This window comes from Candidatus Planktophila versatilis, assembly GCF_002288265.1.
Taxonomy (GTDB): Bacteria; Actinomycetota; Actinomycetes; order Nanopelagicales; family Nanopelagicaceae; genus Planktophila; species Planktophila versatilis.
This window is the reverse complement of sequence record NZ_CP016778.1, coordinates 358,787-371,102: the sequence shown is the minus strand read 5'-3', so window position 1 is coordinate 371,102 and position 12,316 is coordinate 358,787. Positions and strand designations below refer to the sequence as shown.

The window sequence follows — 12,316 nt, the reverse complement described above, 5'->3', positions numbered from 1 at the left end:
TAGGGTGAATTCACCACACGGAAAGCGATGTGTTGATGGCAGAAAGTGCGGCTAACCCGGCATGGGCCGAGCGCAGAATTGGGCGCCCCATGAGCGCAACCTTTGCACCAGCTGCTGCAAAAGCATCGATTTCATCATCTGTTAACCCACCTTCGGGTCCAATAATGATGGCAATCTTCTTCGCCCCTGGAACTATCACTTGGGAAAGTTTCATCGTGGCGCTTTCATGAAAAACAACTGCCAGATCAACCTTGGCAATCTCATCGATGATGTTGGCAGTCGTTGCCACCCCAACAACAGCAGGAATCCTAAATCGACGCGATTGTTTACTTGCCTCCCTGGCAGTGTTCTGTAACTTCTCAATTTTGTCTTCAGATTTTCCGATACTTCGCGCTGCTTTCCACATCACAATGCGATCGGCGCCCCCTTCGGTGCAGAGTTCAATTGCTTCCTTTATGCGATCACCCTTAGGGATCGCTTGAATGATGGTGAAGGTAGATTCAAGTGGCTCCTGGAATCCGGATTCAAGGACAGTAACTGTCAGATGTTTCTTATGTACTTCCAGAATCTCAACGTGGGACCATCTGCCTTTGCCATCACTTAAGTTGAAGTAACCACCGCTTTGCATACGCAGCACGCGAATAGCGTGGTTGGCATCCTCATTCGCAAATTCATACTTGGTGCCCACTGTGGTGGGCAGATCATCAACAAAGAAAAGAGTGAGCACTTAGCGACCGAATGAATCTCTAAATTTAGTAAAGAGACCCTCTTTATGTCCCTTAATCTTCACATCGCCCGCTTTTTCACCACGTGATTGCGCAAATTCCTTGAGTAACTTCTCTTGTTCTCTAGATAACTTATGCGGGGTTGCGATATCAACATGGACAATCAAGTCCCCACGTGTGGTGGTGCGAAGGCGAGTCATACCCTTGCCTTTGATTGGAAGTGTGGCCCCGCTCTGCGTGCCGCCCTTAATCTGTAGGTCGACCGGACCTTCTAGAGTTTCAACTTTCACGGTGGTGCCAATGGCAGCTGCGGTAAAGGAAACTTCAATCGCGATATGTAAGTTATCGCCATCACGAAGTAAGAAGTCGTGGTCAGTCTCCACAATTTCGACATAGAGATCACCTGCTGGTCCCCCGCCGGCGCCTACTTCTCCGCGTCCTGCCATTTGAATTCTATTTCCGGTCTCAACACCAGCCGGAATCTTCACATTAATTGTCTGGCGAGCACGTACTCGACCATCGCCGGCACATTCTCGACAAGGATCGGTAATCACCGAACCGTAGGCAGAACAGTTATTGCATGGACGAGATGTCATCACTTGACCAAGGAATGACTTCTGCACAAACTGTGTTTCACCGCGACCTTTACAGACCGGACACATTGATGGCGCGCTGTTATTAGCTGTTCCCTGCCCGGTGCACTTTTGACATACAACTGCTGACTCCAAGGTAATTTCACGCTCCACCCCAAAGCACGCTTCAAAGAGATCTACTTCAATGCGAATTAAGGCATCTTGTCCTTGGCGCATACGTGGACGTGGTCCGCGATTTCCACCGCCACCAAAGAAGGCATCCATGATGTCGCTAAATCCACCACCACCAAATCCGCCACCAAAACCACCTTGTGCGCCCATGTCATATTGCTGACGCTTTTGTGGATCACTTAAGGTGTCATAGGCAGCAGTCACTTCTTTAAATTTATTCTGAACTTCTGGATCAGGATTAACATCCGGGTGTAGTTCGCGGGCAATTTTTCGATAGGCCTTCTTAATATCATCTTGTGATGCACCGTGATCAAGACCAAGCAAGCCGTAGTAATCAGCCATTACCTTGAACCCTCAGTGATATATCGACCGATATAGCGAGCAACAGCTGAGACTGCCGAAATTGATCCTGCATAATCCATACGAGTGGGGCCAATGATTCCTAGCGCCCCCATTGGTGATTCGCCTTGGCCATAGCCCACGGTGACAAGCGAAGTTGTCTGCAAGTTTGCTTCGTGCTGTTCACTTCCAATAGTTACGTGCACGGTGGGATGAGCATCACTAAGCAGGCGCAGCAAAACTACCTGCTCTTCTAGCGCTTCTAGAATAGGAGAAAGGGTGGAACCTAAATCATCACCCGAACGGGCAAGGTTAGCCGTTCCTGAGATAGCCATCATGTCGCGGCCGTGAGAATCACCAAGAATTGGGTATTGCACAACTGCTACCTGCTTGGTGATATCTGCAAGTAACTTCGCACTGCGCTTTACAACGTCATCTAGATCGTGTGCACCACCAAGAAATGTTTCAATGGCGCGACGTTCGGCGGTGGATAGTGGCTTAATCGTTGATAACTTATCGACGAAGAGTCGGTATCCAAGATCTGTTGGTATGCGCCCGGCACTGGTGTGAGGCTGGGTTATAAAGCCTTCTTCTTCCAGTACTGCCATCTCATTACGAATAGTTGCCGGGCTAATACCAAGAGCGCGTTTATCAGCAATCGCCTTTGAGCCCACCGGTTCTTGGGTCTCTACATATTCATCAACGATTGCTCGAAGAATCTCTAGGCGTCTATCGGTAGTCATGAGGTCTTAATCTTAACCGGTGCGCCTTAGCGGAGCATTTCATGTGTCAGGCGGTCGGCAATCAAGCGACCCGTCGGGGTCAGCGCCAGCGCATCGTGCTTTTCAATCACATGCCCACTCTTGATGTACTCCATCGTGCGCTCGTATTGCGCCACAGTCAGTGCCGCCTTCTTCACACCTTCTGGCATGCGAAGTGCGAGCATGATGTATTCAGATTTCCTCTGATCATCAGTTAACAGTTCAGAATCTTTAATCGGTGAATCACCGGCAAAGACCTTCTCTTTATAGGCATTGGGGTGCTTCACATTCCAGAATCGTTTACTGTCAATATGAGAATGTGCACCTGGGCCAAGTCCCCACCAGTTACTTGATTTCCAGTACGCAATATTGTGTCGACATTGATGGCCAGGCTTTGACCAATTTGAAAGTTCATACCACTTCAAACCTTTTTGTAAGCACTGTTGATCAATGAGTAAATACATATCAGCCATCAAATCATCATCGGGCATGGTGTATTCACCGCGTTTAATCTGGGCAGCTAACTTTGTGCCTTCTTCCACAATGAGTGCGTAAGCACTGATGTGGTCGATATCAAGTGAGAGCGCTTCTTTGATAGTTGCCGCCCAATCAGCCAATGACTCTCCGGGGCTGCCATAAATCAGATCGACTGAAACGGAAGAAAATCCTGCTACGCGCGCCATATCAACAGCCTTGCGAACATTCTCCGGATTGTGGGTGCGATCTAGAACTTTTAACACTTCTGGATTAGATGATTGCATACCGAAGGAGATGCGATTAAAACCCGCTGCAATCAGCTGATCCAACTTTTCTTGCGTCACCGAATCTGGATTTGCCTCAAGGGTAATCTCACAATCTTCGGTGAGGCCATTACGCTCTTTAATTGCGGTAATAACCCGGCCCAAATCTTTTGGCGGTAGTAGCGATGGTGTTCCGCCACCAAAGAAGATTGTCGGCACTTCATCTAGTGGGGCTGCTGCCAATTCTTTGAGCACGGCATCGATGTAATCACCGGAGACTATTTCTAGCGTTGCCCCATCTTGGAGCTCTGATGGCGTGTAGGTATTGAAGTCGCAATACCCGCAGCGTCTAACGCAGTAGGGAATATGAACGTAGAACGAGAGCATCACTTTAGGATTCGAGCTTGCGCGCTGCTTTAATCTTGGCGATATCAGCATCGGTGGCAAGGGCTGCAACGAAGGCTTCTTGTGGAACTTCAACGCGTCCCACCATCTTCATCCGCTTCTTACCTTCCTTCTGCTTCTCCAGAAGTTTGCGCTTACGTGAAATATCTCCACCATAACACTTTGCCAGAACATCTTTACGGATTGCACGAATAGATTCACGGGCAATAATGCGAGAGCCAATCGCTGCCTGAATAGGAACTTCAAATTGTTGACGTGGGATAAGTTCACGTAATTTGCCGGTCATCATCACGCCATAGGAGTAGGCCTTATCGCGGTGAACAATGGCGCTAAAGGCATCAACTGCTTCACCTTGCAGCAAGATATCGACTTTGACCAAATTACCTTCTTCATCACCGAGCTCTTCATAATCAAGGGAGGCATAGCCGCGGGTGCGACTCTTTAGTTGATCAAAGAAGTCAAAGACAATTTCAGCAAGCGGCAAGGTGTAACGGATTTCCACGCGATCTTCGGAGATGTAATCCATCCCAAGCAAGACGCCACGGCGCTCTTGGCAGAGCTCCATGATGGCGCCAATAAATTCGGCCGGTGCCAGAATCGTTGACTTCACAATTGGCTCTTTCACGCTATTGATCTTGCCATCAGGAAATTCAGAAGGATTGGTCACAACAAACTCTTTGCCATCTTCCATCGTCACGCGATAGACCACGTTTGGCGCCGTTGAAATAAGATTCAGTTTTGCTTCACGCTCTAAACGTTCGCGCACGATTTCCATATGTAATAGGCCAAGGAAGCCGCAACGAAAACCAAAGCCGAGCGCGGCTGAGCTCTCTGGTTCATAGACCAGGGCAGCATCGTTGAGCTGTAATTTCTCTAACGCATCTCGCAGCACTGGAAAATCTGCGCCATCAAGTGGGAAGAGACCAGAGAAGACCATTGGTTTCGGATCTTTATAGCCACCGAGTGGATCTTTCGTTGGCCGCACAAAATTAGTAATGGTGTCACCCACACGTGATTGGCGCACATCTTTTACGCCAGTAATTAAATATCCCACCTCGCCCACACCCAGACCCTTAGATGGCAACGGTTCTGGTGAAATCACGCCTACCTCAAGTGCCTCATGTTTAACACCGGTAGAAAACATTTGAATCTGCTCGCGCGGCTTAATGTGTCCATCGACAACGCGAACATAGGTAACAACACCGCGATATGAGTCATAGACAGAATCAAAGATCAGTGCGCGCGCAGGTGCATCAGGATCTCCCACAGGTGCTGGAATTTGAGCGATGATTTGATCAAGAAGATCGGCAACGCCATCGCCCGTCTTTCCGGAAACACGCAATACATCTTCTACTTTGCAGCCAATCAGGCCAGCAAGTTCTGCCGCAAACTTCTCTGGTTGGGCGTTCGGTAGATCAATTTTGTTGAGCACCGGAATAATGGTGAGGTTGTTCTCCATCGCCAAATACAGATTTGCCAGCGTTTGCGCTTCGATGCCTTGGGCGCAATCAACGAGCAGCACCGCACCTTCACAGGCAGCAAGAGAACGAGAAACTTCATAGGTGAAGTCCACGTGACCTGGGGTGTCGATCATGTTCAGGATGTATTCCTGGCCATCAAGTGCGCTGCGCCAGGGCAAGCGAACTGCTTGAGATTTAATGGTGATGCCGCGTTCGCGTTCGATATCCATGCGGTCTAGATACTGGGCGCGCATATTGCGTGCTTCCACTACCTCAGTAATTTGGAGCATGCGATCGGCCAACGTTGATTTACCGTGATCGATATGGGCAATGATGCAGAAATTTCGAATCTGCGCTGGATTAGTTGCTGCTGGTTGCGGCGCCTTCGCAATGGATATTGCAGGCACTTATGCGACCTTTATCTTTCTATCGTGAATTGATAGATATGAATTAACGTGCGCCGGCTTTAGCAGCAGCCTTAGCCATTGAAGACTTCTTATTTGCAGCAGCGTTCTTATGAAGAACACCCTTTGCAACTGCAATATCAAGAGCCTTTGAAGCTGCGCGTAGTTCAGCAGTTGTTGTTGCGGCATCACCCTTGGCAACTGCGTCGCGGAACTTGCGAACAGCAGTCTTGATAGATGATGAGACAGACTTGTTGCGAAGGTATGCCTTCTCGTTTGTTTTAATACGCTTGATCTGCGACTTGATATTTGCCACGTTGATAGCTCCGTCTGTGTGTTTTTAGCCAAACCTTGTGATTTGTGCAGAGGGGTAGGTTATCAGCGCAGGGGTATCAGCCCAAAATCGAGAAAATGGCCCTCAAATTAGCGCGCTGCGCGAGCGGCGGCGATGGTCGCCAGCGCTTTTTCTAGGGCAAATATCGGATCCGATGCTGCCCCCTTCACATCGGCATCTGCCTTAGCAATTGCTTCAACGGCTGTTGCTATTCCACGAGGTGTCCAGGATTGCAACTGACGACGGGCTTTATCAATCTGCCAGGGCGCCATTCCTAGTTGACCAGCTAATTCAAATGATTTGCTTCCTTTATTTGTTCCAGAAACTTTAGCCAAACTACGCAGCGATGATGCGATGGCGGATGTGACCATCACTGGATCTGTTCCGGTTTCAAGTGCACTACGCAGAGTGACAAGTGCCACCGGCAGATTGCCATCAATAGTGGCATCGGCAACATCAAATCCCGTTGTTTCAATTCTGCCCTGATGAAATTTATCAACGATTGCCTCATCGATAGCACCTGCTGGTGCATCAAGTGAGATTTGCGAAACGGCTGATTGCAACTCGCGCAGTTCATTACCCAGTGCGCCCACTAAAGCTTTGATGGCACCTGGTGTTGCCTTGCGCCCAGCATCAAGAAAAAGATCTTTCACAAAGCTCTCTTTATCAGCCTCTTTCTTCATCGCCTCACACGCAATGAGTTCTGGCTTCACTTTTTTGATTGCATCCAGCAGCGCCTTGCCTTTGACGCCACCTTTATGCACAAAGACCACCGTCATAGTGGGATCGGGAGAATCTAGATAGCGACTGACTTCATCTTTTGATTCATCGGGCAAATCTTGCAAATCTTTAATAATCAGCGCGCGGCGTTCGGAAAATAGCGATGGCGCAAGACCATCTGCAATATCGCCCACAATGGCATCGGCGGCACTCACTGTTGTGATTTCGGCGTTCTCATCTTTAAGTTGGGCTAGAAGTTTGGCCAGTGCGCGATCAGCGAGAGCTCCTTCCGGACCGAGCAGGAGATAGAAAGCGTTCATCATCTGCCTCCTAGCTCCATGAGAAGAATCTAAACCAGCGCTTGCTGCGTTGTAGTGAAAATTGATGGTTCGTTGCTTTGATTGCCACTGCCCCATCAATATCCGTACGCAATACCTTAGCGCCTAACTGCGTCAAGGCCGAGATGGTGGCAGGTGCCGGATGTCCATAGGTATTAGTTGCGCCCACGCTGATGACTGCAACCTGTGGTGAGAGTTCTCGCATTAAATCTAAATCCTGGAATCTAGAGCCATGATGGGCCACTTTATAGATATCTACTTCCCCAATCCGTGAAACCAATTGGCTCTGCACCGGCGGTTCGATATCACCGGCGGCGAAGAGTGTGAAATTTGGTGAAGTAAAGAGCACTGCAATACTGGAGTTATTTGGCGTGTATTCACCCGCGCGATCAGGCCACTTCACCTCTATCTTCACATCTTCAATTGTGGCTCGGGTGCCAGCAAATACATCCCCATACCAAGTTGTTCCAATCTTTCTATTCTTTCCCGCACCCGCTAATCCCCCCACATGATCCGCGTGGATATGCGTCAATATCAAGAGTGGAATTTCCCTAACTCCCAGCTGGCGAAGGCACCTATCTATTAACTGCGGATCAGGGCCCACATCAATGACAATCGCACGGTGGTGCTTCAAATTAATCACCATCGCATCACCCTGGCCAATATCGCAGTTGGCAATCTGCCAATCCCCTGCTGGAAATCGCTGCGCCCAGGAAAAGGTAATAACAACAATCAGTAGCGCGATTGCGACCTTCGCTCGACCGAGATAGATAGCAAGAATGAGAACGGCCACAATGAGGAATCCATAAAGTCCGGTCTTTAAGGTAAAGACTGGAAAAGCAGCGCTCCACTGTGCAACCCAGACAATCCAGATCGCAAGTGGCTTCACGCACAAAATAAGAAGATGCGAAAGCCACGGCGCAAAAGGTGAAACAAGTGCTGCAATAAAACCAACAATGGTGATGGGAGCAACGGCGGGTGCAGCGAAGACATTAGCAATGATGCTCATGGGGCCGATGTATCCAGATAAAGCCACAATGACTGGAGCACAAAAAGCCATCGCTGCAATGGGGGGTGCTAAGAACTTCGGTTTTATCTTTGGTGCAAGAAGTAATAACCCAGCAGTTGCTAAAACAGAGAGAGCAAAACCCGCATCGCGTGCCTGAAAGGGATCTAAAATCACTACAGCTGCGATCGCAAAGCCCAACGCCGGTAGCGGATCTCGCCCTTGTCTGGTGCCAAAGGCAACAAGTAAGACCGCCGCCATGGCAGCGGCGCGCAGAACAGAAGGTGATGGGCGCACCAGTGCGATAAATGCAGCCAGCGCTATCGCCGTTGCAATCAGGCGATAATTAACTTTGCGGAAAACAAATTGCATTCCCCACAAGACGAAGGCTGAAACGATAGCGAAGTTGGCGCCACTGACAGCCACCAGATGGGTGAGTCCAGATCTGCGCATCTGGTTCTTAAACTCAACGCTCTGCTTACTGGTATCGCCAATGACCATCCCGGGAATGAGCGCGCCGGCATCTTGGCCGCCAGTTGCACTACGCAGACCCAAACGAATATGTGCCAGACCCCTCGCCCAGCGCGAGGGTTGAGTGAGTACTTCAACGCGTTGCTTAACAATCAGTAGAGCTGCAACTCGTCCCTCTTTACTCTCCAACACTTTAGCCTGCACCCGAATCTTCTGACCCGGCAACAAAGTTTCCGCGCTTTTATTGGAAACAATCACGCGAACCGGGATGCGCATTGAATATCTGTCATCAACTCGAAGCGCTTGGCCCATAAATGAATAAGTGATAGGTGCAAAGGAGCTACCAAATACTTTTGGGACCACTCGATTAGGGTCTGTCGTTACCTGTAGTTCAACAGATGTAATCGCGCCCCGAAATTGGTTAATCGCACTGGAATCAAGGGCGGCAATTCTTATCGACATAATCGTTGCGCCAAGCACAATGGCAATCAGCAGAACTGCCAAACGCCGCTTGTTGAATAAAACAACTGCGGCAATGACAGCAATAGCTGCCACTACCCAGGTTGGACTCCAACTCTGCGCCAGCGCCCCCACCCACACCGCGCCCCCTAGTGCAAGGGCGCGGCTATCAATTAGACGCGCAGCTTCTCTTTGAACTTTGCGAATGTTCCCGCTCCAATTCCGGAAACCTTCATCACATCTTCAATTGCTGTAAATGGACCATTGATCTTTCGATAGGCCACGATGCGATTTGCAAGCACTGGCCCTATTCCATCGAGTGCTTCAAACTCTTTCACCGTCGCCCGATTAATCATCACCGGTCCGTTCTTGCGCACTACTCGCTTTGCCACACCACCTGAAGATGTTGTTGCGGCAAATACATAAATCTGCTCACCATCTTTAAGGATGCGAGCTTGATTGATATCTGAAGTGTCAGCGCCCTTCTTCAGCCCTCCAGCAGCCTTGATTGCCTCCACAACGCGTGAGTTAATCGGCAGTGAATACACACCGGGAGTTATCACCGCCCCGGCAACATCGACGATGATTTCCTGAGTAATTTCTTGCACTTCAAGTGCAACAGGTGCGGCAACTACTTCTTGCGAAGCTCCGCGGGCAACAAAGAGGCCAGAGATAAGTAGAACCAGCAGTGCAACGACTGCTAGCGCTCTTTTTTGTGTTGATGAATAGTGGAGATCACTCCACCAGTTATGTGCCTTCTCAAGATATTGATTTTCCATCCGCAAATGGTGGTCTAGTTCCAAGTAGGAAAATGGTGAATCGGGTGTAGCTGTTGATTACAGAACGATGTTGACCAATTTCGGTGCGCGAGCAATCACTTTCTTAGGCGTGGCACCCGCTAGCGCCGCCACAACTGAAGGCAAGGCAAGCGCGGCAGCCTCAAAATCAGCATCAGCAATTGTTGGTGAAACCTTCATCCGATCAACAATCTTGCCGTTGATTTGAATAACTGCCTCTACTTCATCATCGACCAATAGCGCTGGGTCAACTACTGGCCATCCGGCAGTTGCTATTGCTGGCTTATGGCCTAGTCGCTCCCACATTTCCTCTGCCGTAAAGGGAGCCACGAGTGAGAGCATGATGGCAATTGCCTCTGTTGCCTCGCGCACCGCAGGATCTGCCGGTCCACATCCGGAATCAATTGCCTTACGCGTTGCATTCACTAGCTCCATCACACGAGCAACAGCTACGTTAAATCTAAATGATTCAACTGCAAAGGCCGCATCGTTGAGCGCTTTATGTGTTGCTTTACGAAGACTAATTTCACCGGTTGTGAAATCAACTCCGGGAGCTGAGGTGACATCTCCTGATAAACGCCAGGCACGGCTTAAGAACTTAACCGAGCCTGATGGTGAGACATCAGACCAATCAACATCATCTTCTGGTGGACCAGAAAAGACCATTGATAAGCGGATGGCATCGACGCCATGGTTTTCTAGTTCATCAGATAAGCGCACGAGGTTGCCGCGCGATTTCGACATCGCAGAGCCATCCATGACCACCATTCCTTGGTTCAGTAGGCGTGTGAAGGGCTCAGTAAAAGAGAGCATCTTCATATCAAAAAGTACTTTGGTGAAAAAGCGGGAGTAGAGCAGGTGCAAGATGGCGTGGGTGACACCGCCGACATATTGATCCACCGGTAGCCAGGTTTCGATATCTGCGCGGTTAAATGGTTCAGTTGCATTAGTAGATGATGGATAACGCAGGTAATACCAAGAGGAATCCACGAAAGTATCCATGGTGTCGGTGTCGCGCATGGCAGGACCCGCACACTTAGGACACTTGGTATTGACCCACTCAGTTGCCGCAGCAAGTGGTGATTGACCCTTTGGCTTTAAATCTAACCCTTTTGCATCAGGCAAGAGCAATGGAAGCTCTGAATCTGGCACAGCTACTTCGCCACACTTTTCGCAGTGCACGATCGGAATAGGTGTGCCCCAATAGCGCTGGCGCGAAACAAGCCAATCGCGCAAGCGATAATTACGCGCACTCTTACCAAGACCATCAGCTTCTAACTGCTTATTAATTGCGGCAATTGCATCTGTCTTGGAAAGACCATTAAGTGCGCCTGAGTTAACAATTTTTCCATCACCAGTTGTGGCAATTCCGGTCTCACTTGGATCTTCTTCACCAGTATCAACGACAACCCGCACGGGTAACTTCATTGCTTTTGCAAAATCAAGGTCACGCTGATCGTGAGCCGGAACCGCCATGATGGCGCCGGTGCCGTAATCAGCTAAAACATAATCTGATGCCCAGATTGGCAGTTTTTCTCCATTTACTGGGTTGATTGCAAAGCGCTTGAGATCAACACCAGATTTAGGTCTGTCGGTGGCTAGGCGATCAATGTCGGATGCGGCCTTGATCTTCTCTAAGTAAGAGGTGAACTCTTTTTCTACCGGTGTGCCACTAGCAAGTTCGGCGGCTAACGCTGAATCTGCAGCAACGACCATAAAGGTTGCGCCATATAACGTATCGGGGCGGGTGGTGTAGATAGTTACTGGTTCGGTGCGGCCTTCAATAACGAATTGCACATTGGCACCCTGTGAGCGGCCAATCCAATTGCGCTGCATCATCAGAACTTTCTCAGGCCATTTGCCTTCTAACTCAGACATGTCATCGAGTAAGCGATCGGCATAGTCAGTAATCTTGAAATACCACTGATTCAATTTCTTCTTGGTTACTGCGGTATCACAACGCTCGCAGAGCCCTGCTACTACCTGCTCATTGGCAAGAACCGTCTGACATCCAGGACACCAGTTAACGGCAGAGTCTTTGCGATAGGCCAAGCCACGTTCATGTAATTTGGTAAAGAGCCATTGGTTCCACTTGTAGTACTCAGGGTCACAGGTATTAAAGACGCGATCCCAATCAAAAGAACAGGCATAGCGACGCATAGAGGCTTTCTGCGTTGCGATGTTTTCATAAGTCCAAATACGTGGATCTTCATTACGTTTGATTGCCGCATTTTCTGCCGGAAGTCCAAATGCATCCCAACCAATCGGGTGCATGACGTTAAATCCTTTTTGAATCCAGTAACGAGCAATTACATCGCCAAGTGCGTATGCCTCGGCATGGCCCATATGGAGATCACCTGATGGATAAGGAAACATATCCAAGACATATTTCTTAGGACGCGTATCTTCTTTTCGACCAGATTTAAATGATTGGAGTGTGTCCCAGATGGGAAGCCACTTCTCTTGCACGTATGCAAAATCGTAGGCCGCGTGTTCGCGTTCAGTACTCACGTGGAGATAAGGGGAATCGAACCCCTAACCTCTTCCATGCCATGGAAGCGCGCTACCAATTGCGCCATATCCCCGTTGTCGT

10 protein-coding genes and 1 tRNA gene are annotated in these 12,316 nt (G+C 49.3%); all 11 read right to left on the bottom strand.

The genetic code is table 11. The features are described 5' to 3' along the window. Nucleotides 1–10 precede the first annotated feature (10 nt). A complete protein-coding gene (locus A1sIIB76_RS01905) occupies nt 11–727 on the bottom strand; it encodes a 16S rRNA (uracil(1498)-N(3))-methyltransferase (RefSeq protein ID WP_095696851.1) in 717 nt (238 codons plus the stop codon). Then, nucleotides 728–1,831 (bottom strand): molecular chaperone DnaJ, encoded by a 1,104-nt coding sequence (gene dnaJ / locus A1sIIB76_RS01900; RefSeq protein WP_095696850.1) that lies wholly within the window; start codon nt 1,829–1,831, stop codon nt 728–730. It abuts the gene before it with no gap. Beyond that, entirely contained in the window at nt 1,831–2,571 is a 741-nt protein-coding gene (locus A1sIIB76_RS01895; RefSeq protein ID WP_095674546.1) for an HrcA family transcriptional regulator, read from the bottom strand. Before A1sIIB76_RS01895 ends, dnaJ begins: the two co-directional genes overlap by 1 nt. Nucleotides 2,572–2,597: 26 nt before the next feature. After that, on the bottom strand, nt 2,598–3,719 hold the full coding sequence (hemW, locus tag A1sIIB76_RS01890) for a radical SAM family heme chaperone HemW (RefSeq protein WP_095696849.1): 1,122 nt from the start codon (nt 3,717–3,719) through the stop codon (nt 2,598–2,600). Nucleotide 3,720: 1 nt separating this feature from the next. Next, nucleotides 3,721–5,601: a translation elongation factor 4 gene (lepA, locus tag A1sIIB76_RS01885; protein ID WP_095674544.1), complete on the bottom strand. Its 1,881-nt coding sequence runs from the start codon at nt 5,599–5,601 to the stop codon at nt 3,721–3,723. Between the two features lie 43 nt (nt 5,602–5,644). After that, nucleotides 5,645–5,914 carry a 30S ribosomal protein S20 gene (gene rpsT / locus A1sIIB76_RS01880; RefSeq protein WP_095674543.1) on the bottom strand — a complete coding sequence of 90 codons (270 nt, stop codon included), beginning with the start codon at nt 5,912–5,914 and terminating at the stop codon, nt 5,645–5,647. 107 nt (nt 5,915–6,021) lie between these two features. Then, nucleotides 6,022–6,972, bottom strand: a complete 951-nt coding sequence (holA, locus tag A1sIIB76_RS01875; protein WP_095696848.1) for a DNA polymerase III subunit delta — start codon at nt 6,970–6,972, stop codon at nt 6,022–6,024. Nucleotides 6,973–6,982: 10 nt separating this feature from the next. Then, nucleotides 6,983–9,022, bottom strand: coding sequence for a ComEC/Rec2 family competence protein (locus A1sIIB76_RS01870; RefSeq protein WP_223298783.1), 2,040 nt, complete (start codon nt 9,020–9,022; stop codon nt 6,983–6,985). A gap of 77 nt (nt 9,023–9,099) precedes the next feature. Beyond that, complete coding sequence (locus tag A1sIIB76_RS01865) at nt 9,100–9,705, bottom strand: ComEA family DNA-binding protein (RefSeq protein WP_095696847.1); 606 nt, start codon at nt 9,703–9,705, stop codon at nt 9,100–9,102. A 57-nt stretch (nt 9,706–9,762) separates the two neighbouring features. Beyond that, the gene (leuS, locus tag A1sIIB76_RS01860; protein ID WP_095696846.1) at nt 9,763–12,234 is read right to left on the bottom strand and encodes a leucine--tRNA ligase; all 2,472 of its coding nucleotides are present in this window, start codon (nt 12,232–12,234) and stop codon (nt 9,763–9,765) included. A gap of 1 nt (nt 12,235) precedes the next feature. Further along, nucleotides 12,236–12,308 (bottom strand) — tRNA-Ala (locus A1sIIB76_RS01855). Nucleotides 12,309–12,316 lie beyond the last annotated feature (8 nt).